Genomic DNA, 25,800 nt, shown 5'->3' with positions numbered 1-25,800 from the left:
ATGAAGCAAGCCTTCGAACGTCTTTCCGCGGTCGCGCCACTGCCCGCGCATCTGCGCGGCGGCGTCGTGGCGATCGGTAATTTCGACGGTGTCCATCGCGGCCACCAATCCGTCCTGGAGCGCGCGATGACCGAAGCCCGCCGCAACGGCGTGCCCGCTTTGGTGCTCACTTTCGAGCCGCATCCGCGCAAGGTCTTCCGGCCACAGGTGCCGCTCTTCGTGCTGACGCCGCCACCGATGAAGGCACGGCTGCTTGCCGGGCTTGGCTTTGCCGCTTTGGTCGAGCAGCCGTTCACGCGCGATTTCGCCTCGCTGTCGCCCGAGGCTTTCGTGACCGATGTGCTGGAGAAGAACCTCGGCATCCGCCACGCCATCACCGGTTTCGACTTTCATTTCGGCAAGGACCGCCAGGGTGGCCCGGCCTTTCTGATGGCTGCCGGAGAACGGCATGGCTTCGGCGTGACGCTGGTCGATGCCTTCCGCGATGAGGGCGCGGAGGTGGTTTCATCGAGTCGCATCCGGGGACTGCTCGCCGAGGGTAAGGTGGAGGAGGCCGCCGGCCTGCTCGGCTACCGTTTCACCGTCGAAGCCGAGGTGATCGGCGGCCAGCAGCTTGGCCGCACCCTCGGCTTCCCGACCGCCAACATGCGGCTTTCGCCGGAAGCGGCCTTGAAGGAAGGGATTTATGCCGTCCGCTTCCGTCGCGCCGACGGCACGCTCCATGATGGCGTCGCCAGCTTCGGCCGGCGTCCCACCGTCGACGACAATGGCGCGCCGCTGCTCGAAACCTATGTCTTCGATTTTTCCGGCGATCTCTATGGCCAGACCTGCCAGGTGTCGTTCTTCGGCTTCCTGCGGCCGGAGCTCAAATTCGACGGCCTCGACGCGCTGGTGGCGCAGATGAAAAAGGACGAGGCCGAGGCGAGGGCGCTGCTCAGGGGCGTGCGCCCGCTCTCGCCACTGGACGCCGAGATCGCGTTCTAATGCATGTCGCGCAAAAGTGTGCAGCGGTTTTGCGATAACGACATGCATGAAAACAACGGCCTAAAGCGCGTCGCCTGAATCCGCTTCAGCGTGACGCGCTTTAGATCGTCTTCGGTCTGCCGCTCAATCAAAAGGCCGACCCGCATGGTGAAGCATTTCACCGAATGCGGGCGCTTGATTGTGCAGAAAGCGCTAATGAAGATAGATCTGATGGTGTGGGCCGTTGTCCTGCTCTGCGCGGCGCTGTTCATTCTGTGCGATGGACTTAGCGCGCATTGGGGCAAGACCGGCAGCGGCCGTAGCCTGGCCATCGTCGTGCTTCTGTCGCCGGTCGGCTATTTCGCGTTTGCTTTCATCAACACGCGGCTGAATCTTGCCGTCACCGGTGCGCTGGTCAATACGATCGTGGTGGCCGGCGCGGTCCTGGTCGGCGCGCTCGTCTTCAAGGAAGAAGTTTCCAGAGCGCAATATCTGGGCATTGCGCTGGCACTCGTCGCGGTCGCGCTTCTCAACGTCGACTGACGGAGGCCTATCGCTTCAGCGCCAGCCCGATGGCGATGAAGCTCCAGCCCTGGAACACCAGGTCGATCGCCAGGAATATGCCCAGCACCCAAAGGCTGTTCACCGGCCAGCCCATGGCGATCATCAGGCCGAGCAGAATGGTGATGATGCCGGCCGCGAGCAGCCATCCCCAGCCTTGCTGCGGCCGGTGATTGAAGGCCACCCAGGACCGCAGAAGCCCCGAAGCGACCAGCGCGATGGCCAACAGCAGCGTCAGCACCGCCGAGGCGAGCAGCGGATTGTCGAAGGCGAAGAACCCGGCGACGGCATAGAGCAGGCCGCTCAGCAGCCAGTAGAAGAAACGTCCCCAGGTCTTGACCCCGAAGGCGTGGATGATCTCGATGACACCTGCCATCAGCATCAGCCAGCCGACGACATAGACCGAGGCGACGGTGGCGATGAACAGATTGCCGAAGGCGATGCCGCCGAAGACCAGCAGCAGCACGCCGAGCGCCACGAACCATCCCCATTTGTCCCGCGTCTGGCCGATCGTGTCCTTCAGGGCGTCGCTTGGCAAAGTCATGGTTTCATCTCCCTCGAAATTCACCACCGGTCGTGCGGCGAAAGGAAGCTAAACCCAATGGCATTGTCCGTCCAGCAACACGGGCCGAACCCGCGGGCGGCCGGCTGTCCATGACCTTCCACCGCGCTCATGAATCGCGACGATTTGTTAGCCACCGGGCGGGTATGCGCTTTCCTTCAAGCGCCGGGGTGAGATCGGTCGCTACATCGTCGACGAAACCCTGAGCCGGTTCCGGAATACCCCGAAGGCAAGCCGCGTATCCCGGCAACCATAAAGGCGGCTATTGTCGCGCCGGCCGGACTTCGTCCGGGAACGGCGCAAGCGTCGCCTCCAGTGTCTCCCGGCCGGCCTGCTCCCAGCCTCGCGCCACGAATTCTGCGGCCTTCGCTTCGTATGGAGCACGGGCCGCGGGCGAGGTGATCCACTCCCGCATGGCGTTTTCCCAACCTTCGACGTCGAGCGGATCAAGGCAGAGTCCCGACGAGCCGACCACTTCGGCGATGGCTCCGCCCGTGGAGGCGATCAGCGCCTTCCCATAGGCCAGCGCCTCCACGGGCGGCAGCCCATATCCTTCGTAGAACGATGGGTACACGCAGAACGCACTGTTGCGGTAAAGGCGGGACAACGTCGCGTCGTCGACGTTGTCGAGATGGACAAGGCTCTTGCCGTAGTCGGGATGGCTGTGAAGGCTCGCCAGGACCCCGTCGACCATCCAGCCGCTGCGGCCGACGAAAACCAGCTTCATGCCGCTGCGCGCGACCGTTCCGTCTAGGACGATGCGCCTCCAGACATCCATGAGCAGCGAATGGTTCTTGCGCGGTTCGATGGTGGAAACGAACAGGATATAGCGATCGGTCTCGATCCCGTCCGGCAGGCGGCCGTCCGCCTTCGGTTTGCGGGCGCTGTCGCAGCCGAGAGGAACCTGCTTCAGCTGCGGCAGGTGGATGCCGAGCTTGGCGGCATAGTCCTCGACATCGGTGGTGACGCGCCTCGACGTCAGGATGAAGCGGTCTGCCAGCCTCATCGCCAAATTCACATAGTCCGTGAATCTCCTGACGTCATGCGGCTTGTACCATTCGGGAAATTGGATCGGAATGATGTCGTTCAAGAGCACGATGAGCTTTGCGCCGGCGGAGCGCGCCTCGCGCGAAATGACCTCGATATCGGTATGCGCCCAGTCGCTGTTCATCAACAGCAGATGGTCGCCGGGCGAAAGATCGTGTTTGTCGCCGGCCACGGTCCTGAGCGGCACGATACGAGCGCGTGAACCACCCTCGCGAGCGACCTGCCGCCGCTCGTTTTCCTTCATCAGCCGGCTTTCGATCCGCTCGAGGAAACGAAGAAAAGGGCTGTCGGGATGGCGCCGGCCGAACGCGCCGATTTCCGTTATCAGCATCCGGCGCGGTCTTATGATCGTCATCAGCAATCGCCGCGCCCATTTCGGCCAGCGATCGTAAAACCTAATCTTGATGCGTGCTGGGTCCGGGTAAAAGCTCATGTCGCACGAAATGTCGCCGGCGATGATTTCCGCCGCCATACCAGGCGAAACCTGTCTAAGCACCCGCTCGATCGGGTCGAACACGGTGAACGCCACATCGGAAGCCTTGAATGCCGCCGCCGCGGCCGCGTAGTGGCGTTGCACGCGGACCATGCCGACCGGAGGGCCGAGCCAACGCACCATGCTCGAGAGATCGACGACGAGACGCATCATTCGGGCCGCATCAGTTGAGCCGCATTCTTGGCGTGCGCGCAATCATCCTGCGCCAGGCCAGTCGAGGTCCCAGCGCGAGCGTCCTGAAGGAGGGCGCGCCGACAGCCGCGAGGAGCAGCAGCTTTAGCGTGAGGGCCAGGGGTATGTCCGCTGTTCGCAGCAGCAACTCGATGTCGCGTCTTTCCGGGCTGGAGATGCCAACCCCCGTGGCGGCGCGCGACGCCAGAAAGCTTGCGACGGCCTGCGCGGGTTGGCCGTTCGCGTCGAACGGCTCGGCGCGATGGCGACGCAGCAGCGCCGACTGCCTGGCCAATGCAGCGGCTGCCTTTTGCTGATCTTCCTTCATGCGCGATACCTGTCCCGGATGCGATCTCAGCTTCACGAGTGGCACTTCCATGTTGGCCAGTTTTCCCGTTTCGGAAAGCCGCAGCCATAGATCGTAGTCTTCCGCATAGGTGAACGCGCGGCGGTAGCCTCCCGCGCGCCGGACGGCCTCGGTCCGGAACATCACTGTCGGATGAAGCATGGGATTGTACCTGGCAAGCGCGTCGCGCAACGGGTCGCCGCCGGCGGGAACGTCGAGCGGCCTTAACGGGTTTCCGTCCCGGTCGATCTGCAATCCCGCCGTACCGAGCAGCTGCAGATCGGCATCCGCGTCGAAACACGCCACCTGCAGGCGCAACCTGCCGGGCAGCGAGACATCGTCACAATCCATGCGCGCCACAAGAGGGGCCTGCGCGAGCGAAAGCCCCATGTTCAGCGCATCGACGATCCCCTTGCCGCGGTTGGCGACAAGCCTGACGCGGCTGTCGCGGTCACTGATCGACGTCGCGATCGCGGCGCTGTCGTCGCGAGATCCATCGTCGACGACGATGACTTCGATATCCGCCAGATCCTGGTCCAGGATGCTTTGCAGGGCCTCGCCGACATATTGCGCGCCGTCTCGCACCGGAATGATCACGCTCACTGTCGGCAATGGAACTTTCCTTGCTATAATCGGTCGTGACCGAATGGCCGCTGAATTGTCGAATGTCGGCGGCCTGGTTTCAAAATTCCAATTCCAAAGTTTCGTCGGTCTGTCGACTGTCAATCTCTTTGTCCGGCCGATCCGAGCGCGATCTCAAGCGCGGGAGCGAGCAGTCGCAGGACCGCCTCGCGCTTTCCAGCCTTCAAAGAAAGGTCGCCATCGAGGCCGACTTCATGAAGCCAGCTTCCCCGCCATTCGCAATAGGCCTGTCTGAGCTCAACCCCAGGCAAGGCCGCGAATGCGGTTATCGGCCTTTGCGGCACAGTGTTCGGATCCACATCCCGATAGAGCGCCTCCCAGTTGGCTCCGCCGGTGTCGAGGCCGGCGAACCAGTCGAGTCCGAAATCGAGAGGCTGGCGGCTGACGGCGTCGAATCGAAAAAAACAATAGCCCGCCCACAAATACCATCGCGAGCCTGCCCAGCGGAGATCGCCGTGAAATGGCGCGTCTTCAAGAGGTTCGAAGGGGTCGCATGGCTTCGTCGGGAAAAGATCCTGGTCGAGGAATCCGAACGCGGCCGGCGCGCCAGGCTTCAGGATATTGTGCCACATCCAATTGAGCGCCGCGCCGTGGGACCGGCTCGGGTTCCTTACGGTCCACGGATTGGCCGGTAGCCTGACATAGGCGGCGCCGTGAACCGCGCATACCTGCCTGTTCTTGCCCGCGGACGCTTCGCCGATGCTGTTGTCGGCAACGATGTGGAGATCATGGCGAACAAGTCGTCTCGTCAGCCGCAACTGCAGATCCAGGCACTGAGCATCGCCGAAAGCAACGGTAAGCAGGACATGGCGACCCCGGGCGGCGGCACGGATGCCCTGGATGTCGCCATCCTTGAGCGGCTGACGCAGAAACCTCCGGTCGATTTTCCGGTAACGGGCAGTCTTGACGGCATGCAGCAGCGGCTGAAGCCTCAGCCATTGCCGCAAGTCATATTCGCGCAGGGACTTTGGCACGGCTGTCGCGACTTTCAGTCGAGCCCGGCTTGGCAGCCACGATCGCCCCGTGGAATTTTCATGAGCGCGCTCCAGTTGAGTTTTTTTAAAAAGCTCGAATGCAACAGCATCCAAGTCTCTTGATAACCGGCTATATACAGCATATGCGTGGTTTCAACACGGCCAACATTTGAGCGCCCGGCCGTGTTTGTTTGAATGGGGAAGTCTGGGGCGCACCCGGGGTCTCTCTCCGATCTGACTTGGGGGTGGGGCGGCGCTCCGGAAAATGAGATGAGAATCTGCTGCGCAATCTCTGCCCTCTTCATGAATGGGGGGCTGCAAAGGGATTGTCTCAACATCAGCGACCGACTGGTCCGGCGGGGCCATAGCGTGACGATCCTGACGACCCGCCAGGTCGGTCATGTCGAGAGTTCGGCTGCGATAAAAATCCAGCCGGCACGGGTTCTCTCGAACCCTGGCACCGAATATGCGCTGGGCAGGACCGTGCTGACGGCCAGGCGGGACTTCGACTGCGTGGTCGGTTTCAACAAGATGGCGGGCCTGGATATCTACTATGCCGGCGACCCGCCCTATTTTGCGTCGAAGCTCGGGTGGTGGCGGCCGTTTTCGCCCCGTTTCATGCGCCAGCAGAAGCTCGAATCGATGATCTTTGCCCCTGGCCACGCCGTGCAGATCATTGCGCTCAGCGAACACCAGGCAACGCTTTACCGCGACTTCTGGCGGTCGGAGGAATCCCGCATTCACGTCGTCGGCCCGACGCTCGATCCGAAGCGCCGCAGGCCGGAGCTGCTGACTGTCGACCGCAATGAGATCCGCGATCGTTTTGGGCTTCCGCGCGAAACGGTCATCGCCTTGACCATCGCCAACAGGTTGAAGGTGAAGGGTCTCGACCGGGCGATAAAAGCGCTTCAGCCGTTCCCGGAGATCCATTGGCTAGTCGCCGGCCTTCGAAAGAACAGCGAGGAGGAAAAGCGGCTTCTCGGCCTGATTGCCAAAGCCGGCATATCGAAAAGGGTCACTCTGCTGGGCATCCAGGAGGACATCCCGGCGATCGTGGTCGCGAGCGACTTCATGCTGCACCCGGCTCGCCTGGAAAATACGGGCACGGTTATTCTCGAGGCGCTCGCAAACGGCCTGCCGGTCATCGTATCGGACGCCTGCGGATATGCAAAATATGTCGGAGCCAGCGGGGCGGGACTGGTTGTGGCCAATCGCGACGACCCCGAAATCTGGCGACAGGCAATCCTGAAAGCCGGCGACCCGGTGGTCCGGGACCAATGGCGCGAGGCGGCTCTTGCCTACGGTGCGTCCAATCCGCTTACCGGCGGATTGGAAGCAGCCTGCGACCTGATAGAGACGTTGCGCCGCAACCGGCGTGTCGGCTAATGCATGTCGCGCAAAAGTGTGCAGCGGTTTTGCGGATAACGACATGCATGAAAACAAGGCCTAAAGCGCGTCGCCTGAATCCGCTTCGGCGCGACGCGCTTTAGTTCGCCTGTCGGTTCCGATGTTGCCGATTTTAAATCAAATTTTACCGAATGCACGGCATGGCTTGAGCGCTGGCAGGTGGTGCCGCCGGCGCGTTTCGCGTAAGGGGTGACGATGCGTATTGTCAGGAAGATTCCGCTGGCCGTCGCCATAGGCCTTTTCACCCTGTCCGCCGCCCACGCGGGTGAGGGCAGCTGGATATCCGGCGATTGGTACCTGACGCTCGGCGCCACCGGCCTGGTCGCGCCGAATTTCGAGGGCGGCAAGAAATATATGTTCAGCGCCCAGCCGATCATCTCGCTGGGCAAGGTCGGCCCAGAGGCGCGCTTCACCTCGCGCAACGACAACATCTCGCTGGCGCTGATCGACGACGGCTCCGTGCGCGCCGGTCTGACCGGCAAGTTCCTGTTCCATCGCACCAGCAAGGACGAACTTCAAGGCCTCGACCCGGTGCGCTTCGGCGGTGAGGTGGGCGGCTTCTTCGAGTTCTATCCGCTGGACTGGCTGCGCGCTCGCGCCGAGTTGCGGCATGGCATCCGCTCCCACAACGGCTTCGTCGCAGACATCGCGGCAGACGCTTTTTACGACATCACGCCGACGGTGCGCATCTCGGGCGGGCCGCGCGTGTCCTTCGCCTCGTCCAACTATTTTGATGCCTATTACGGCGTCAACGCCACCGAGGCGGTGGCATCGGGGCTCAGCGAATATCATCCAGGCGGCGGTGTGAAGTCGACAGGCCTCGGTGGCGCGATCACCTGGAAAGTGACCGAGCCGATGACGGCGAGCGTCTTCACCGAGTATTCGCGCTTGATGGGGCCGGCAGCCGATTCCAGCCTGGTCAAGGAGCGTGGCGACCGCAACCAGTGGATGTTCGGCGTGTCGACCACTTACCGCTTCAATTTCACGATGTAGGTCTTACCCCAGCAATCGTGTGTCGACCGGGTGCTGGGTGACGCTGGCGATGTGGATGCCGTCGCGAGCCAGGAGGCTGGGGCTGAGAAGAAAGTTCTTGGTGAACGGGACGATGACACTGGGAACCTCCATGACCGCATGCGTGGCGGCGGTGACAAAGTTCGTTCCGAGCTGCTGCGTCATAGCCAGATTGTTCTTCCAATCTGCTGGCAGGTTGGCGGACGCAATCGCCACGCCGTCCGGCACTTCGATTTCCAGAAGCTGATAGGTCTGAGGCAGGTCTTCCGCGTCGAGATGCACCAGTATCTCAAGAAGCGCCGTCGCCGGATGATCAGCGCAATAGACGATGGGTGTTCCCAAGGAATGCCAGCGGCCAGCGCCCAGCGTGCCGCCGATGCCAGACAGGTCGGCATAGTTGGAGATACGCCAGAGCCGCATTCTCAGGCAAAAATGCCATAGTCAATGCGATGAAGTTCTTCCTCCACCAGTACGGCGCCTGTCTCGGACTGGAGCAGGCTGATAGGTGTCTCGCCGAGCACCTTGCTGTGCTTGCGGAGCCAACGTTGGGCTTTTTCGTGGCTACCGAATACCCGATCTGCCATCGCAGAGATCCGCTCTAGCCGCACAACCCGATCGGATTCGGCAACTGTCAGTGCTTCGTTTCGCTCTTTGCGGCGGGCCAACGTGCGTCGCGGACTAACTATCCTGTAGATTTCGTCATTACTGAAGCCTCGCTGACGAAGGCCTTCGACCCTGGCCACTGAGACGAGAAACCGGTCTGTTACCGCTGCGGACAACGTCGCGGCGGCCTTTGTCTGAGCGCTGATATGCGAGCTGGACATGATTTTGGTCCCGTTGTCATTTGCCCATGAATATAGGCGCAAATGGCCCACGCCGCAAGAAAACTGGTGACAGAAAACTGACGCCAGAAGGCTGCTAGCGGGGAAATGCCGTGGAGTTCAGGCTTTTCAAGCCGCCGCGCCTCGTCTAAAAGCCACGCCATGACGAGCTTTTCGCGCCTTTTCGCGATCACGATACGAATTACGAGCCCGGTGTTCCGGGCGGCCTGAGCGCCGCTGGAGCCGCCGGGAGTTTTCGCGCGCGCCCCTCGCGCTTTTTCAAGAAAATGCTAGTTCAACGCCCGGGCTTTCCGCCGCCGGGCAACGCAGATGGCAGATCAATGACCGACACCCCAATGACCGACGCTGCTGAAACGATCGACTATTCCAAAACGCTCTATTTGCCGCAGACGGACTTCCCGATGCGTGCCGGCCTGCCCGAGAAGGAACCTAGCCTGGTCAAGCGCTGGCAGGACATGGACCTTTACAGGAAGCTGCGCGAGGAGGCCGCCGGCCGCGAGAAATTCGTGCTGCATGACGGGCCGCCTTACGCCAACGGCAACATCCATATCGGCCATGCGCTGAACAAGATCCTCAAGGACGTCATCAACCGCTCCTTCCAGATGCGCGGCTATGACGCCAACTACGTGCCGGGTTGGGACTGCCACGGCCTGCCGATCGAATGGAAGATCGAGGAGCAGTACCGCGCCAAGGGCAAGAACAAGGACGAGGTGCCGGTCAACGAGTTCCGCAGGGAATGCCGCGATTTCGCCCAGCATTGGATCAAGGTGCAGGGCGACGAGTTTCAGCGCCTCGGCGTCATCGGCGATTTCGACAATCCCTATACGACCATGGCGTACCATGCCGAGTCGCGCATCGCCGGCGAACTGTTGAAATTCGCCTTGTCCGGCCAGCTCTACCGCGGCTCGAAGCCGGTGATGTGGAGCGTGGTCGAGCGTACCGCGCTCGCCGAGGCCGAGGTCGAGTATCAGGACTATGAGAGCGACACGATCTGGGTGAAGTTTCCGGTCGCGAGCCTCGCCCAGCCGGTCGCCGGCGCTGCGCCTGCGCTGGACGAGGCAGCGCTCGATCTGGTCGAGGCGCATGTCGTCATCTGGACGACCACGCCCTGGACCATCCCCGGCAACCGCGCCGTGAGCTATTCGCCGCGCATCGCCTATGGCCTCTATGAGGTCACGGCGGCCGAGAACGCCTTCGGCCCGCAGCCCGGCGAGAAGCTGATCTTTGCCGACGCGCTGGCCGAGGACTGTGCCGCCAAGGCCAAGGTCGCACTGAACCGGCTTCACAGCGTCTCGGCCGAACAGCTTGGGAAGCTTACGCTTTCGCATCCTTTCAAGGGGCTCGGCGGCGGCTATGAATTCCCAGTACCGATGGTTGCCGGCGAGCATGTCACCGACGATGCCGGCACCGGCTTCGTGCACACCGCGCCCGGCCATGGCCGCGAGGACTTCGACGCCTGGATGGAGGCCGCGAGCGAGCTGCGGGGGCGCGGCGTCGATACCACGATCCCCTTCACGGTCGACGATGCCGGCTTCTTCACCAAGGATGCGCCGGGCTTCGGCCCGGGGCGCGAGGGCGGTGCGGCACGCGTCATCGACGACAACGGCAAGAAGGGCAACGCCAATCAGGCCGTCATCGACGAGCTGATCAAGCGCAACGCGCTCTTCGCGCGCGGCCGGCTGAAGCATAGCTATCCGCACTCCTGGCGCTCCAAGAAGCCGGTCATCTTCCGCAACACGCCGCAATGGTTCGTCTATATGGACAAGGACCTCGGCGATGGCACGACGTTGCGCAGCCGCGCGCTGAAGGCGATCGACGACACCCGTTTCGTTCCGGCGGCGGGCCAGAACCGCATTCGCGCCATGATCGAGGAGCGCCCCGACTGGGTGCTGTCGCGCCAGCGCGCCTGGGGCGTGCCGATCGCGGTCTTCGCCGACGAGGACGGCAATGTGCTGAAGGACGAGGCCGTCAACCAGCGCATCATGGACGCTTTCGAGAAGGAAGGCGCCGACGCTTGGTTCGCCGAGGGCGCCAAGACGCGCTTCCTCGGCAATCACGACGCCTCGAAATGGCACCAGGTGATGGACATCCTCGACGTCTGGTTCGATTCCGGTTCGACGCATGTCTTCACGCTGGAAGACCGTCCGGACCTCAAATGGCCGGCCGACGTCTATCTCGAAGGCTCGGACCAGCATCGCGGCTGGTTCCATTCCTCGCTGCTCGAAAGCTGCGGCACCAGGGGCAGGGCGCCTTACGACACGGTCATCACCCATGGCTTCACCATGGACGAGGAAGGCCGCAAGATGTCGAAGTCGCTCGGCAACACCGTCGTGCCGCAGGACGTCATCAAGCAGTCCGGCGCCGATATCCTGCGGCTCTGGGTGGTCACGACCGATTATTGGGAAGACCAGCGGCTCGGCAAGAACGTGCTGCAGACCAATATCGACGCCTACCGCAAGCTCAGGAACACCATCCGCTGGATGCTGGGCACGCTCGCCCATGACGACGGCCAGCACGTGCCGGTCGAGACGATGCCGGAACTGGAGCGGCTGATGCTGCACCGGTTGTCCGAGTTGGACGAAATGGTGCGCCAGGGCTACGACGCCTTCGAGTTCAAGCGCATCACCCGCACGCTGCTTGACTTCATGGTGGTGGAGCTTTCGGCCTTCTATTTCGACATCCGCAAGGACGCGCTTTACTGCGACGGGCCGTCGAGCCTGCGCCGCAGGGCGGCCGTGCAGGTGGTGCGCCACCTCTTCGAATGTCTGGTGAAGTGGCTGGCGCCGATGCTGCCCTTCACCACGGAAGAAGCGTGGCTCGACCGCCATCCGCAAGCCGTGTCGGTGCATCTCGGCCAATTCCCCGCGATCCCGCAGGACTGGCGCAACGAGGCGCTGGCCGAGAAATGGCGCAAGGTGAGGCAGGTGCGCCGTGTCGTCACCGGCGCGCTGGAGATCGCGCGCGCCGAGAAGCTGATTGGCTCTTCGCTCGAGGCGGTGCCGGTGGTGACGCTCGACGACGCGGTGCTGGAGGCCGCGATCGCCGATGTCGATATGGCCGAGATGGCGATCACCAGCGATCTTGTCGTCAAGCAGGGCAAGGCCCCGGAAGGCGCCTTCACGCTCGACGACGTCAAAGGCGTTGCCGTGGTGGTGGAGAAAGCCGAGGATCGCGGCCTAGTCAAATGCGCGCGCTCCTGGCGCTACACCGCCGATGTCGGGCAGGATCCGGAATTTCCGGATGTCTCGGCCCGCGATGCCGCCGTGTTGCATGAGCTGAAGGCCCTTGGGCGGCTGTAGTCCTGTCCATAAGCCGGTGCACAAATGCCACGCCGGGCGGCCTGAAACCGCCCGCGCGTTGCCCTTAAGAAGTGGTTGAGGTAAACACGCGACACTCCGGCAGACAAATTGTCGCCGGATTTCCATCGCAAATGCGGGGAAGAAGGGGACCGTGCCCTTGGCCGGTGGCGACTGAAAGGCTGTTAGAGTGGGACTTTTTGGCATGACCGACAGAACGTTCGCGCGCGCCGCGCTGATGGCGCCGCTTGTGGTATCGGCCATCGCCCTGTCGGGCTGCGTGGGTTCGCCGACCTACGGAACCGACAAGACAGCAGCCGCGCAGCTCTTCGACGATGTCTCCGCGGCTGCTTCGATCACGCCGAAGCGCAAGGATCCGATCGACTACAAGCCGCGTCCGGAACTGGTGAAGCCCGCTCCCGGTCAGAAGGAAAGCCTGCCGCCGCCGCAGCAGAGCATCGAGACGGCGAGCGCCGACTGGCCCGAATCGCCGGAGGCGCGCCGTGCCCGCATCCGCGCCGATGCCACCGCGCACCAGAACGATCCGAATTACCAGCCGGAAGCCGTCGAGGATATCCAGACCGATCCCGAGGCGGTGAAGAAGGCATTGGCCGAATCGGGCTCCAGCCATCCGCCGCGCTGGTCGCCGGATGACAACTCGGCCGCCCGCCGTGCGCAGATTCAGCGCAGCCTTGCCGAACAGAAGCAGGGCGATCCGACCGTTCGCAAATATCTGAGCGAGCCGCCGCTCGCCTATCGCCAAGCTGCCGGCACCGCGCCGCAGAACGAGCTCGGCGAGGACGAATACAAGAAGGAGCGCCGCCTCAAGGCGCAGGCCGAAGGCAAGAAGGGCGGCTGGTTCGACTGGCTGGGGCTGTAAGTAGTCAGTACCTACTCGCTACTCGCTACTCGCTACTCACTAACCACTACTCACTTCACCCGCCATCCCGTCTCTCGCGAAAAAAGTCCTTGAGGATGAGGGCGGCGTCGCTCTCGCCGATCCCCGGATAGACGTCCGGCGTGTGGTGGCAGGTGGGTGAGGCGAAGAAGCGCACGCCGTTGACCACCGCGCCGCCTTTCTCGTCGGCGGCGCCGAAATAGAGCCGCCGCAGCCGGGCGAAGGAGATCGCGCCGGCGCACATCGCGCAGGGCTCCAGCGTCACATAGAGATCATGGCCGGTGAGACGTTCGCTGGCGAGCTTCCTGCAGGCTTCGCGGATCGCCAGCATCTCGGCATGCGCGGTCGGGTCCGAGAGCTCGCGCGTGCGGTTGCCGGCTTTCGAGACCACCGTGCCGCCATTGGCGATAACAGCGCCGACCGGCACTTCGCCGCGGCCGGCGGCCGCTTCGGCCTCTTCAAGCGCCAGGGCCATGAAATCCGGTCGTTTCAAGCGGTTTCCATTCCGATTACTTCTCGCCACCCGAGAGTGATCCTGTTATTTAGCGCGAGACCCTGAAAACCGGAATCGGTTTTTGCCGCGCCGCTGGATGCGCATAATCAAGATGACACTGCCTGCGTTGGGCGTCCGCAAGGGCGCGCGGCGCTGTAGCAGGTGAAGACGAGCAATGTAATGGACGACGACAAGAAATCTCCACGCGGGCCGCGCAAGGGCCACTCCAGACCGGCGGGCGAGCGTGACGGAAAACCGGCCCACGGCGCCAAGAAGCCGTTCGCCAAGCGCGAGCGACCGATGGCTGCCGAAGGCGAGCGCCGCGATGTCGACGGCGGACGCCGCGACTTCAAGCGCAGCTATAAGCCACGCGAGACGGGCGACGGCGCTGGGCGCGCCGAAAAGCCGTTCCGCAAAGGTCCGCCGCGCGATGGCAAGCCCTTCGAGAAGCGCGATGGCCGCAAGCCTTACACACCGCGCGGCGACCGGCCGATGGCCGCGGAGGGTGAGCGGCCTGCGCGCGATTTCAAGCGCAGCTACAAGCCGCGCGAAATGGGTGAAGGCGCGGAGCGTGGCGACAGGCCGTTCCGCAAAGGTCCGCCGCGCGACGGCAAGCCCTTCGAGAAGCGTGAGGGCCGCAAGCCTTACGCACCGCGTGGCGACCGGCCGGCGGCTGCCGAAGGCGATCGGGGCGAACGACGTTTCGACCGCCCCAAGCGCGTGTTCGACGACCGTCCCAAACGCGATTTCGCCGACCGGCCGAAGCGAGACTTCAGCGATCGTCCGCAGCGCGACAGCACCGCAAGAAAACCGGAAGGCGGCTTCAAGCCACGGCCGCGTCCCTCGGAAGCCGTGCCGGAAAGCGGCGAGCGCATCGCCAAGCGGCTGGCGCGCGCCGGCATCGCTTCGCGCCGCGACGCTGAGGAACTGATCGCGGCCGGCCGCGTCAAGGTCAACGGCAAGGTGCTGGACTCGCCAGCCTTCAATGTCGGCGCCAACGACGTCATCCATCTCGACGGCACCGAGATCCCGCCGATCGAGCGCACGCGCCTCTTTCTGTTCCACAAGCCGGCGGGCGTCGTCACGACCAACCGCGATCCGGAAGGCCGCAAGACCGTCTTCGATGTGTTGCCGTCCGACCTGCCGCGGCTGATGACGATCGGCCGGCTCGACATCAACACCGAGGGCCTGCTGCTTTTGACCAATGACGGCGGGCTGTCGCGCGTGCTCGAATTGCCCGCCACCGGCTGGCTGCGGCGCTATCGTGCGCGCGTCCACGGCAAGGTCGAGGAGAGCGCGCTCGCCGGCCTGCGCGAAGGCATCGCTGTCGACGGCGCCTTCTATGGCTCGATCGAAGCTTCGCTCGATCGCGAGCAGGGCACGAATGCGTGGCTGACCCTGGGCCTGCGCGAAGGCAAGAACCGCGAGGTGAAGAACATCCTCGGCGCGCTTGGCCTCGACGTGACGCGGCTGATCCGCATCTCCTATGGGCCGTTCCAACTCGAGGATCTTCCCGAGGGCCATGTGCTGGAGATCAAGGGTCGCGTGCTGCGCGAACAGCTCGGCGAACGGCTGATCGAGGAATCCGGCGCCAATTTCGATGCCGATATCCAAAAGCCGTTTTCCAACAAGCCGGTGCGCGGCGGCGGGCCTCGCCGTGAAGAGGTCGACCGGCCGAAATTCACGCGCGACGGCGACCACCGGCCGATCGGCGAGGGCGGGCTGATCAAGGCGCGCAAGCGCCGTGAAGGCAGCCGCGACGAGGCGCTGAGCAAACTCTCGACAAAGCCGGACAGGGCATTTGGGCCGGACCGGGCGTTCGGCGAGCGCGGCCCGAAATCCGACCGCGGTTTCGGCGACAAGCCGCGGGGCGGGTTCGGCGACAAGCCCCGTTTCGGCGGTAAGAAATCCGAGCGCGAGCAGCGGCCGATCGAGCCGCCGGGCCAGCGCAAGGCCAATGTCTGGATGGCGCCGGGCGCCCGGCCGATCGGCAAGGGCAGGGCGGAAGCCGACGCCGCCAGGGCCGCCGAGGCGAAGGCACGCAAGGCATCCTACAAACCGGGCGGCAAGGGCAAGTCGGGCGCAAAGCCATTCGGCAAGCCCCGCGGCGAGCGTCCTGAAGGCGATGGCGGCGACAGGCCGCGCGGTCCGAAGAGGGGCGGCAATGCGGATCGTCGGCGGTGAATTCCGCGGGCGTCCGCTGGCGACGCCGAAAAGCAATGCCATCCGCCCGACCACCGACCGCACCCGCGAGGCGGTGTTCAACGTGCTCGCGCATCGCTATGCCGAAAAGCTCGAAGGCGGCCGCGTGCTCGATCTTTTCGCCGGCACGGGGGCGCTCGGACTTGAGGCCCTGTCGCGCGGAGCCGCCTACTGCGTCTTCATAGAAGAATCGACGGAGGGGCGAGGCCTGATCCGCGAGAACGTCGAGGCCTATGGGCTCACCGGCCGCACCAAGATTTTTCGTCGCGACGCCGCTCATTTGGGTGAGGCTGGCACCCTCTCGCCCTTCGGCCTGATCTTTGCCGATCCGCCCTATGGCAAAGGGCTCGGCGAGCGCGCGCTGCGTTCGGCCAAGGCCGGCGGCTGGCTGTTGCCCGGCGCGTTGTTCGTGGTCGAGGAGGCGGCCTCGGCGCCGTTCGAGGCAGGCCCGGGTTTTTCCGTGGTGGACGAGCGGAGCTATGGCGAGACGGTCATTCGCTTCATCGAGGTTGGTTAGCGCCGCCTCGAAAATGACTCACAATTCACTTTGCCTCGCCAACAACCTTGCCTATCGTCGCGCAACCGCGACCGGAGAACTTGATGAGACGAACAGGATTTGGGCTGCGCGCAGCGCTTCTGGCCAGCGCGCTGGCGCTTGCGGCGGCCGCTCCGGCCCGCGCGGCCGATGACGGCGAGGTCAAGGATTTCCTGCTCGACAACGGCATGGAAGTGGTCGTCATCCCGGACCACCGCGCCCCGATCGTCACGCACATGGTCTGGTACAAGATCGGCAGCGCGGACGAGCCTCCCGGCAAATCCGGCATCGCGCATTTCTTCGAGCACCTGATGTTCAAGGCCACGGCCAACCACGCCGCCGGCGAGTTCGACCGCGCCGTGTCCGAGATCGGCGGCTCCAACAATGCCTTCACCTCCTACGACTACACCGCCTTCCACGAGACGGTGCCGCCTTCGGCGCTCGAGCAGATGATGGGCTTCGAGGCCGATCGCATGCGCAACCTCATCCTGACCGACGATGTCATTAAGACCGAGCGCGACGTGATCCTGGAGGAGCGCCGTTCGCGCATCGACAGCAATCCGCAGGCGGTGCTCGACGAGGAGGTCGACGCGACGCTCTGGCAGAACCAGCCCTACCGCATTCCGGTGATCGGCTGGATGCAGGAGATGGAGCAGTTGAACCGTCCGGACGCGAAAGCCTTCTACGACGCCTACTATCGGCCGAACAACGCCGTGCTGGTGGTGGTGGGCGACGTCGATCCCAACGCGGTGAAGGCGATGGCCGAAAGGACTTATGGCAAGGTCGCGCGCGGCCCGGACTTGCGGCCGCGCATCCGTCCTGTCGAACCCGAGCAGAACACCAAGCGTACGGTGACGCTCACCGACGCGCGCGTCTCGGTGCCGAGCTTTTCGACGCAATGGGTGGTGCCATCCTATCACACGGCCAAGCCCGGCGAAGCCGAGGCGCTCGACCTGCTTGCCGAGATCCTCGGCGGCGACAACCGCAGCAGGTTGTACCAGCAGCTCGTCGTCAAGCAGGGTATTGCTTCCGAGGCCGGCGCCTATTTCCAGGGCACCATGCTCGACGCCACCAACTTCACCGTCTATGGCGCCCCGCGCGGCGACGCCAAACTTGTCGATATCGAGGCGGCGGTCGATGCCGAGATCGCCCGCATCGTCAAGGAGGGCGTGAGCGACGATGAGCTGGAGCGGGCCAAGACCCGCTATGTGCGCTCCATGATCTTCGCGCGCGACAAGCAGGACGACATGGCCAACATGTATGGCTCGACGCTTGCCACGGGCGGCAATGTCAAGGACGTCCAGGAATGGCCGGACCGCATCCGCAAGGTGACCGCCGATGAGGTCAAGGCGGCCGCCGCCCGCTACCTGGTGCTCGATCGCTCAACCAGCGGCTACCTCTTGCCACAGCAGCAGGCGGGGAATTGATGATGAACTCTGGTCTGATGCGCATGCGTCGTGCGTGCTTCCCTTCTCCCCTTGTGGGGTCCGAAGGACGGGGCGAGACCCGTGGCTCGCCCCCGGTTGGGGGCCTCGCGGAGCGAGGTCGGATGAGGGGTGTTCCAGCTTGGCAAGGACGGCAATCCTTCCAGCACCTCTCAACCGTCTCGGCGCTGCGCGCCGATCCCACAAGGGGAGAAGGGGGGCGCGTCTATCGCGCCGTTGCCACCCTTTGCTTCGCCCTGTTCTTCCTGCTTTTGCCGGTGCTTGCCGCGCGCGCCGAAATGAACATCCAGGAGGTGAAGTCGAAGAAGGGCGTCACCGCCTGGCTGGTGGAAGACCATTCGATCCCGCTGGTTGCGATCCGTTTCGTCTTCGACGGCGGCACGGCGCAGGACCCCGCCGGCAAGGAAGGCCTGGTCAACCTGATGACCGGCCTGTTCGACGAGGGCGCCGGCGACCTCGACAGCGAGGCCTTCCAGTTGAAGCTCGACGATGCCGGCGCCGAGATGAGTTTTCAGGCGGCGCGCGATGGTACCTATGGCTCGATGCGCATGCTGTCCGACCAGAAGGACGAGGCTTTTGGCCTGCTGAAGCTGGCGGTGAACAGCCCGCGCTTCGATCAGGCGCCGATCGACCGCATCCGCGCCCAGACACTCTCCGGCATCCTCGCCAATGAGCGGGACCCCAATACGATCGCCCAGCAGCGCTGGCTGCGCGCGATTTATGGCCAGCATCCCTACGCAAGGCCGGACGAGGGCAACAAAGACAGCCTCGCCACCATCACCGCCGGCGACCTCAGGGCCTTCCACAAGGCGAACTTCGCCCGTGGCGGCCTGCACGTGGCGGTGGTGGGCGATATCGACGCCGCCACGTTGAGCGGCAGGCTTGACGAGGTGTTCGGCGACCTGCCGGACAAGCAGACGCTGGCGCCGGTTGCAGACATCACGCCCAAGCTCGGCCAGCAGCTCGAAGTGAATTACGACTTGCCGCAGACCTCCCTGCAGCTTGCCTGGCCTGGCGTGAAGCGGAGCGATCCCGATTTCTACGCCGCCGTGCTGATGAACGAGATTCTCGGCGGCTCGACATTCACGTCGCGCCTTTACGAGCAGGTGCGCGAGAAACGCGGCCTTGCCTATAGCGTCAGCTCCGATCTCGTCGATCACGAGCATTCCAACGCGCTGCTCGTGACGACGGCGACACGTTCCGATCGCGCCGCCGAAACGCTTTCGATCGTGCGCCAGGTGGTGAAGGACATGGCCGAGAACGGCCCCACCGAGGAGGAGCTCGCGGCGACCAAGAAATACATGGTCGGCGCCTACGCCATCAGCAATCTGGATTCGTCCAGCTCCATCGCCGCGACGCTGGTGGAGCTGCAGATCGATGATCTCGGCATCGATTATATCAAGCGGCGCGCGGCTCTTATCAACGCGGTGACGCTGGCCGACGTGAAGGCGGCGGCGAAGAAGCTCCTGTCGACCGACCCCGCGGTGATGGTCATCGGGCCGCCGCTGGTTCAGGTGGCGGGAGGCGGCAAGGGATGAGCCCGACCTTCGGGGTGGCCTTCGGCGGCGGCGGTGCACGCGGTCTCGCGCATATCCATATCATCGAGGCCCTCGACGAGCTTGGCATCAAGCCGGTGGCGATTGCCGGCTCGTCGATCGGCGCCATCATGGGCGCCGGCATGGCGTCGGGTATGAAGGGTGCCGAGATTCACGATTATGCCCGATCGATCCTCGGCAGCCGGGCCGAGGTGGCGGCGCGCATGTGGCGCTCGCGGCCGGGCACGATCGCTGAGGCCATGCAGGGCGGCATCCGCGTCAGCCAGTTCAACATCGAGCGCATTCTGAAGGCTTTCCTGCCCGAGGCGATCCCGCGGACGTTCGAGGCGCTGAAGGTGCCGCTCAAGGTTACCGCGACCGACTATTTCGGCCACAGCCTTGCGGTGTTCGCCGAAGGCGACCTGCATTCGGCGCTTGCCGCATCGGCGGCCATCCCGGCGGTCTTCCGCCCGGTGACGCGCGAGGGCCGCGTGCTGATCGATGGCGGTATCTACAACCCCGTGCCTTTCGACCTCATCGAGAAGGACGCCGACATCATCATCGCCGTCGATGTCGTCGGCGCGCCGAGCGAGGCCGAGCGCAGGCACCCGACCACCGTCGACCTGATGTATGGCGCCACCCAGCTGATGATGCAGTCGATCATCGCCAACAAGCTCAGGCAGCACCCGCCGAACATTCTGATCCGGCCGAATGTCTCGAAATACCGCGTGCTCGAATTCCTCAAGATCGAGACGCTGATGGCCGAGACGGTCGAGATCAAGGACGAATTGAAGCGCGCCGTCGAGAAGGCCGTGGAAGCGCATGGCGGCAGGCGGGGCAAGAAGAAGGTGGTCTGAGAGCCTCCTTCAGCCGCATCGCTTCAGGCGCATGCGATGGCCACCGAAGGTCCGACAACCGAAGTCTGAATGGTCGGCGCAAAGGTCTTTGGTTAAGCTGGACCTAAGAATAACGCGAAGTATTCTTTATGCTGACCGGCCCCGGCCCTGCATAAGTTTGCGGCTTGTCACTAACTCTTCATTGAATTTCCCGTTGACGCACGCGCCGGTAGAGTTAATAATCTCCTAATATAAGGTAGCGCAAATAATCTCCCGACCGGCAACAACGAGTTACAGCGCTACTGGGGTAGGGAGGACGTTGGGCGGCTTCTACAGTCGCCTTAGCCATCACCACCGCGTCACCGCCTGTCCGTGAGCCGCCATTGGGCCGGCTGTTCATGGGCCGGCTTGTTCGGGGCGTGCCTGGTTGCATGGCATTGTGATCTTTCTGCTCCCGCGAAATTGGGCGCGAACGCTTTCGGCATGGGGTAGCCGCCTCGCGCGGCCGATACGCCTGCCGCGGCGGCTGACGCGTTCGGGGATTTGAAAGGCGTGTCGTGGCTGTGGGGTTCAGTAACGCGTCGCTCAGGTTGATGGGCACAACCTTTGGTTCGGTGCAGGCGAAGGTGAGGCTTGTCGGCCTGATCCTCGTCGCTTGCGTTGCGATGTTTTTCCTCTTCGGCTCCGGCCGGCATGCGTCGATAGGCCCGATGCTTATCGCGGTGGCGATGGGCGGTTTCGGTTGCCTGGCCATGTTCCGCGCCCGCGGCGACGTGGCGCAAGGCGTGGCGCAAAGTGCCGCCGACGCCGCACCCTCTCGCACCGTGACACGTAGCAAGTCGTCGGCAAGAGCAACTGGCCGGCGGCCGGCCGGCTCCGTTCGCTCGGAGCTCTCCGCAGCGCTTGCCAGTTGCCGGTCGGCCTTCCTCGCGGTCGGACTGTTCAGCGGCATGCTCAATGTGCTGATGCTTGCGGGCTCGCTCTACATGCTCGAGGTCTATGATCGCGTGCTGCCAAGCCGCAGCCTGCCAACGCTCGTCGGCATTTCGATACTGCTCGTCATCCTTTATTGCGGGCAGGGCTTTCTCGATTTCGTGCGCGCGCGGGTTCTGGTCAGGATCGGCGGCGCCCTCGACGAGGCTCTCGGTCACCGCGTGTACACATCGATGCTGAGATTGCCGCTGAAGGCCAGGCGCGAGGGCGACAGCCTGCAGCCGATGCGCGATCTCGACAGCGTGCGCGGCTTCCTGTCCGGCATGGGTCCAACGGCGCTGTTCGACCTGCCATGGATGCCGATCTATCTGATCATCATCTTCATGTTTCACTGGGTGCTTGGCGTAACGGCGCTGTTCGGGGCGATCGTTCTGGTCGTGCTGACCGTGCTTGCCGAGCGGTTGACGCGAAAACCGGTATCAGCCGCCACTTTGAGCGGGAACCGGCGCGGCGGTCTTATCGCTGCCGGCACTCGCAATGCGGAAGTCGTTGCCGCCATGGGCATGGCTGGCGGGCTGGCGTCGCGCTGGGAAGATGCCAACCTCGAATTCATTGCCGACCAGCGCAAGGTGAGCGACGTTGCCGGCAGCTTCGGCGCGGTATCGAAAGTGCTGCGCATGCTGCTGCAATCGTCCATGCTCGGCATCGGCGCCTGGTTGGTTATCGAACAGGAGGCTACGGCAGGCGTCATCATCGCTGCTTCCATCCTCAGCGGCCGCGCGCTGGCGCCGGTCGATCTCGCGATCGCCAACTGGAAAGGTTTCGTGAGCGCGCGCCAGGGCTGGCAACGGTTGACCAGGGTGCTGGCGGCCATCCCTGCCGAGACCGAGCCTATGCTGCTACCGGCGCCCAGCGCCAATGTCGTGATGCAGAATGCCGCCATCGCGGCTCCAGGGTTGCAACGGCTGCTGGTCCAGGATGCCAGCTTCGCCATGGAAGCCGGTCACGGGTTGGGAATCATCGGCCCGAGCGGCTCGGGAAAGTCGACCCTGGTGCGGGCTCTCGTCGGGGCCTGGCAGCCCGTAAGCGGTCGCGTCAAGCTTGACGGCGCCGATCTCGACCAGTGGTCGTCACAAGAGCATGGCCGCCACATCGGCTACCTGCCGCAGGATGTGGAGCTGTTTGCCGGCACGGTCGCCGAAAACATCGCCCGCTTCGAGCCGGACGCCGACGCGGACGCAATCATCGCCGCGGCCAAGGCCGCGGGCGCGCACGAACTGATCGTGGGTTTCCGCCAGGGCTACGAGACCGAGATCGGCGAGCATGGCGAGGCGCTTTCGGCCGGCCAGCGCCAGCGCATTGCGCTCGCCCGAGCGCTCTATCGCGATCCATTCCTCGTGGTGCTCGACGAGCCGAATTCCAATCTCGACATGGATGGCGAGCAGGCATTGATCCGCGCGATGCTCGGCGTTCGCGAGCGCGGCGGCGTGGTTGTCATCGTCGCTCATCGTCCGAACGTGCTGACCGCCGTCGATTTCGTCCTGGCGATGAACCAGGGGCGCATCCATGACTTCGGGCCGAAGGACGAGGTTTTCGCCAAGATGTTCCCGACGCTGCGGCCGGTCCCGGCAACCAGTCCACAGCTGAGGGTGGCCGCGGAATCCGGCGCCCCGGCTCTCGCCAACGGAACCGAGGGAGGGAACTGACATGGTCGCTCCGGGCGCCTCCCATGCGTCGATCCGCTTCTACACAAGGCTTGGGCTCGGAGCCGTGCTGCTGCTTGGCGGAGGCGTCGGCGGCTGGGCTTCGGTTACCGAGATTGCCGGCGCGGTCATCGCCCCCGGCACGCTCGTCGTCGATTCCCACGTCAAGAATGTGCAGCATGCGACCGGCGGCATCGTTGCCGAGATCGATGCCCGCGACGGCGACAAGGTGAAAGCCGGCGACCTTTTGCTGCGTCTCGACCGCACCGTGCCGGCCGCCAACCTTGGCGTGGTGAGCAAGGCTCTCGACCAGCTCACGGCGCGCAAGGCCCGTCTGGATTCGGAGCGCCGCGGCAGCGACGCCATCATCTTCCCGAATGGACTTCTGGATCGCGTCGCCGATCCCGACGTCGCCGAGGCGGTGGCTGGCGAGAAGCAGCATTTCGAGACCCGGCGCATCTCCCGCGCCGGTCAGAAAAGCCAGCTCGGGGAACGCATCGCCCAGCTCGAGAAGGAGATCGCCGGCGACGTCGCGCAGGCGGAGGCCAACAGCAAGGAGATCGAGCTGGAGCAAAAGGAACTCGCGTCTGTGCGCGCGCTTTGGGCCAAGAAGCTCATCTCCATTGACCGGCTGACCCAGACCGAGCGCGAAGCCACGCGCCTCGACGGCGAACGCGGCCAGCTCGTTGCCGCCCAGGCGCAGGCCGAGGGGAAGATCGCCGAGATCAAGCTGCAGATCATCCAGATCGATCTCGACCTGAGCACCGAAGTGAACAAGGACCTGCGCGACGTCGACGGCCAGATGGGCGAGCTTCTGGAGCGCAAGGTCGCCGCCGAGGACCAACTGAAGCGGGTCGACATCCGCGCGCCGCAGGACGGCGTCCTGCAGCAGTCGATCGCCTATACGATCGGCGGCGTGGTGAAACCAGGCGAGACGATCATGCAGGTCGTGCCGGACAATGACAGCCTTGCCGTGGAAGCCAGGATCGTGCCCAGCGACATCGACAAGCTGTGGGTCGGCCAGTCGGCCTCGCTGCGCTTTTCGGCATTCAACACGCGCACCACGCCGCAGATCGACGGCGTGGTCGAGCGAACCTCGCCCGACATCACCACCGATCAGCGCACCGGCGCCAGCTACTATACCGTGCGCATCAAGGCGACCGCCGCCGAGGTCGCGCGTCTCGGCGAGGTCAAGCTGGTGCCCGGCATGCCGGTGGAATCCTTCATCAAGACCGAAGACCGTTCGGTGATGTCCTACTTGGTGAAGCCGTTGCAGGACCAGATCACACGCGCCTTCAGACAATGAGCCCGCCCTGAGCGGGGGAAACAGCAGACACGAAACGCAACCGCAGTCAAATTCAAGGGGAAACGTCATGGCCGACATTACCGACAATCTGACAGGTGATCCGCTCGCTACATCCGATCCCACCACGACCGGAAGCACCGATCCCGTTACGTCGCCTGTACTCTCGCTCGACCAGGCGGATGCGGATTACGCGCCCGGCGAGACGGTGGGGATCACGACCACCAACATCGCGGACGGAGGCACATTTACCTTCCAGGTTGCCCACCTCAGCGCCGGCGCCGACGGCGTCCTCGGCACCGCGGACGATGTGCTCACCTACGATCTTACCGGCACCGGCACGCCCTGGACCGTCACCGATGGCGGTGCCGGCGACCTTGACGGCGCTGCCAACGGCTCGATCCAGACGTCCTGGTACGTCAACAGTGACGCGGCGGGACAGGCATTCGTGCTCACCGCATCTGACGCGACGACCGGCGCCTCGGCAACGGCGAACTTCACCGATGCGCCGAAGCCGCCGCCGCCGCTGAACCCGCCACCCTATGATCTGACCTTTGCACACACTGTAACGATCAACGGCGCAATCTTTTCTTCCTCGGATGTCATCACCGGTGCGGGAACCGGTCTGCTTGACCCCTTCGTTCGAATTTCGACTACAGGAAACAACACGTCGGAGCAAGGGTACAACACCGACGCCAATACTGTCGTGCTCGATGATACCACGAAGGGTGGTGGTCAGTATGTTCACTCAGTGAACATTGCCGATATTCCGATTCAATTCATAAATGGTGTCGGCTATTATCGATTTGATCTCGACATCAACGAGTCCAACACCGCCTCTGAACAGAACCTTTCCCTGGATTCGCTCCAGATCTGGCAAGCCAGTGTCGGCAATTTGAGTAATTACGCACCCGGAATAACACCTGCTCAAGGCACCGGCGGCTTTCCGGCTGGCGACAACGCTACGAAGATCTACGACATGGACGACGGCGGCGACACGTTTGTCGGGTTGAACGGTGAGCTCCAGCCGGGCAGCGGCAATACCACTGATATGTCGTTCCTGGTTCCCGTCAGCAGCTTCGATCCGAGCAAGCCCTACATCTATCTCTATTCCGCGTTCGGCTACCAGGACGGCGTCTATCAAGGTCAGACGGAAACGGCACAGAGCGCCTGGACCGCCGATTCCGGCTTCGAGGAGTGGAATCGCCAGATCGGCCAGGTGATCGATGGCCACAAGTTCAACGACTTGAACACCGACCACGTTTGGGAGGCCGGGGAGCCGGCTCTCAGCGGCTGGACGATCTATCTCGATGCCAACAACAACAACCAGCTGGATGCGGGCGAGCCGTTCGCGGTCACTGACGCGACCGGGTATTATAAATTCACCGTCACACCCGGCACGTATACGATCCGCGAGGTGCAGCAAGCGGGATGGTCGCAAGACGCGCCAAACAACCAACAGGGCGAGTACACCATCACGTTGGCGGCAGGCCAGGCCAGCCACAACAACGACTTCGGAAATTTCCAGCTCGGCTCGATCTCGGGCACCAAGTGGCAGGACGCCGACGGTCTGGCCTCGACGACGAACGACCGCACGGCGCT

The 25,800-nt window shown here is 63.8% G+C and carries 21 protein-coding genes; 14 read left to right on the top strand and 7 right to left on the bottom strand.

The window, feature by feature from the left end:
• Together FJ956_RS27460 and FJ956_RS27455 are read left to right on the top strand one after the other, a co-directional pair.
• Positions 1 to 984 carry a bifunctional riboflavin kinase/FAD synthetase gene (locus FJ956_RS27460; protein ID WP_140683252.1) on the top strand — a complete coding sequence of 328 codons (984 nt, stop codon included), beginning with the start codon at positions 1 to 3 and terminating at the stop codon, positions 982 to 984.
• 195 nt (positions 985 to 1,179) lie between these two features.
• On the top strand, positions 1,180 to 1,506 hold the full coding sequence (locus FJ956_RS27455; protein ID WP_140683255.1) for a hypothetical protein: 327 nt from the start codon (positions 1,180 to 1,182) through the stop codon (positions 1,504 to 1,506).
• Between the two features lie 7 nt (positions 1,507 to 1,513).
• On the opposite strand, the gene FJ956_RS27450 is transcribed toward FJ956_RS27455, so the two are convergent.
• From FJ956_RS27450 to FJ956_RS27435, 4 genes are all read right to left on the bottom strand, one after another.
• The gene (locus tag FJ956_RS27450) at positions 1,514 to 2,068 is read right to left on the bottom strand and encodes an HdeD family acid-resistance protein (protein ID WP_140683258.1); all 555 of its coding nucleotides are present in this window, start codon (positions 2,066 to 2,068) and stop codon (positions 1,514 to 1,516) included.
• A gap of 280 nt (positions 2,069 to 2,348) precedes the next feature.
• Positions 2,349 to 3,779 (bottom strand): glycosyltransferase family 1 protein, encoded by a 1,431-nt coding sequence (locus FJ956_RS27445; protein WP_140683261.1) that lies wholly within the window; start codon positions 3,777 to 3,779, stop codon positions 2,349 to 2,351.
• 10 nt (positions 3,780 to 3,789) lie between these two features.
• A complete protein-coding gene (locus FJ956_RS27440; RefSeq protein WP_246672211.1) occupies positions 3,790 to 4,746 on the bottom strand; it encodes a glycosyltransferase in 957 nt (318 codons plus the stop codon).
• A gap of 119 nt (positions 4,747 to 4,865) precedes the next feature.
• The gene (locus tag FJ956_RS27435; RefSeq protein WP_140683267.1) at positions 4,866 to 5,873 is read right to left on the bottom strand and encodes a hypothetical protein; all 1,008 of its coding nucleotides are present in this window, start codon (positions 5,871 to 5,873) and stop codon (positions 4,866 to 4,868) included.
• Between the two features lie 81 nt (positions 5,874 to 5,954).
• Here FJ956_RS27435 and FJ956_RS27430 point away from each other — a divergent pair, with 81 nt between their 5' ends.
• Both FJ956_RS27430 and FJ956_RS27425 read left to right on the top strand, forming a co-directional pair.
• A complete protein-coding gene (locus tag FJ956_RS27430; protein WP_140683270.1) occupies positions 5,955 to 7,145 on the top strand; it encodes a glycosyltransferase family 4 protein in 1,191 nt (396 codons plus the stop codon).
• A 216-nt stretch (positions 7,146 to 7,361) separates the two neighbouring features.
• Complete coding sequence (locus FJ956_RS27425) at positions 7,362 to 8,159, top strand: MipA/OmpV family protein (RefSeq protein WP_140683273.1); 798 nt, start codon at positions 7,362 to 7,364, stop codon at positions 8,157 to 8,159.
• Between the two features lie 3 nt (positions 8,160 to 8,162).
• Here the strand turns inward: FJ956_RS27425 and FJ956_RS27420 are convergent, their stop codons facing one another.
• Both FJ956_RS27420 and FJ956_RS27415 read right to left on the bottom strand, forming a co-directional pair.
• On the bottom strand, positions 8,163 to 8,597 hold the full coding sequence (locus tag FJ956_RS27420) for an RES family NAD+ phosphorylase (RefSeq protein WP_140683276.1): 435 nt from the start codon (positions 8,595 to 8,597) through the stop codon (positions 8,163 to 8,165).
• Between the two features lie 2 nt (positions 8,598 to 8,599).
• Complete coding sequence (locus FJ956_RS27415) at positions 8,600 to 9,001, bottom strand: antitoxin Xre/MbcA/ParS toxin-binding domain-containing protein (RefSeq protein WP_140683279.1); 402 nt, start codon at positions 8,999 to 9,001, stop codon at positions 8,600 to 8,602.
• A 353-nt stretch (positions 9,002 to 9,354) separates the two neighbouring features.
• On the opposite strand from FJ956_RS27415, the gene ileS reads away from it, so the two are divergent.
• Both ileS and FJ956_RS27405 read left to right on the top strand, forming a co-directional pair.
• Positions 9,355 to 12,318: an isoleucine--tRNA ligase gene (ileS, locus tag FJ956_RS27410; protein WP_140683311.1), complete on the top strand. Its 2,964-nt coding sequence runs from the start codon at positions 9,355 to 9,357 to the stop codon at positions 12,316 to 12,318.
• A 202-nt stretch (positions 12,319 to 12,520) separates the two neighbouring features.
• On the top strand, positions 12,521 to 13,195 hold the full coding sequence (locus FJ956_RS27405) for a hypothetical protein (RefSeq protein ID WP_140683282.1): 675 nt from the start codon (positions 12,521 to 12,523) through the stop codon (positions 13,193 to 13,195).
• A gap of 55 nt (positions 13,196 to 13,250) precedes the next feature.
• On the opposite strand, the gene FJ956_RS27400 is transcribed toward FJ956_RS27405, so the two are convergent.
• Positions 13,251 to 13,706, bottom strand: coding sequence for a nucleoside deaminase (locus FJ956_RS27400; protein WP_140683285.1), 456 nt, complete (start codon positions 13,704 to 13,706; stop codon positions 13,251 to 13,253).
• Positions 13,707 to 13,886: 180 nt separating this feature from the next.
• Between FJ956_RS27400 and FJ956_RS27395 the strand changes: the two genes are divergently transcribed.
• The 8 genes from FJ956_RS27395 to FJ956_RS27355 form a co-directional block, all read left to right on the top strand.
• Positions 13,887 to 15,890 (top strand): pseudouridine synthase, encoded by a 2,004-nt coding sequence (locus tag FJ956_RS27395; protein ID WP_140683288.1) that lies wholly within the window; start codon positions 13,887 to 13,889, stop codon positions 15,888 to 15,890.
• Complete coding sequence (gene rsmD, locus FJ956_RS27390; protein ID WP_140683291.1) at positions 15,871 to 16,425, top strand: 16S rRNA (guanine(966)-N(2))-methyltransferase RsmD; 555 nt, start codon at positions 15,871 to 15,873, stop codon at positions 16,423 to 16,425. Before FJ956_RS27395 ends, rsmD begins: the two co-directional genes overlap by 20 nt.
• Before the next feature lie 80 nt (positions 16,426 to 16,505).
• Positions 16,506 to 17,870, top strand: a complete 1,365-nt coding sequence (locus tag FJ956_RS27385; protein ID WP_140683294.1) for a pitrilysin family protein — start codon at positions 16,506 to 16,508, stop codon at positions 17,868 to 17,870.
• A 122-nt stretch (positions 17,871 to 17,992) separates the two neighbouring features.
• Positions 17,993 to 19,426 carry a pitrilysin family protein gene (locus tag FJ956_RS27375; RefSeq protein WP_140683300.1) on the top strand — a complete coding sequence of 478 codons (1,434 nt, stop codon included), beginning with the start codon at positions 17,993 to 17,995 and terminating at the stop codon, positions 19,424 to 19,426.
• On the top strand, positions 19,423 to 20,280 hold the full coding sequence (locus FJ956_RS27370) for a patatin-like phospholipase family protein (RefSeq protein WP_140683303.1): 858 nt from the start codon (positions 19,423 to 19,425) through the stop codon (positions 20,278 to 20,280). Before FJ956_RS27375 ends, FJ956_RS27370 begins: the two co-directional genes overlap by 4 nt.
• Positions 20,281 to 20,852: 572 nt before the next feature.
• Positions 20,853 to 22,898, top strand: a complete 2,046-nt coding sequence (locus FJ956_RS27365) for a type I secretion system permease/ATPase (protein WP_246672210.1) — start codon at positions 20,853 to 20,855, stop codon at positions 22,896 to 22,898.
• 1 nt (position 22,899) lies between these two features.
• Positions 22,900 to 24,201, top strand: a complete 1,302-nt coding sequence (locus FJ956_RS27360) for an HlyD family type I secretion periplasmic adaptor subunit (RefSeq protein ID WP_140683306.1) — start codon at positions 22,900 to 22,902, stop codon at positions 24,199 to 24,201.
• 67 nt (positions 24,202 to 24,268) lie between these two features.
• Positions 24,269 to 25,800 (top strand): SdrD B-like domain-containing protein (locus FJ956_RS27355; RefSeq protein WP_140782003.1); only part of this gene is annotated, 1,532 nt, incomplete at its 3' end.

This window comes from Mesorhizobium sp. B2-4-3 (assembly GCF_006442815.1).
Classification (GTDB): Bacteria; Pseudomonadota; Alphaproteobacteria; order Rhizobiales; family Rhizobiaceae; genus Mesorhizobium.
This window is presented reverse-complemented; position numbering and strand designations above follow the sequence as displayed.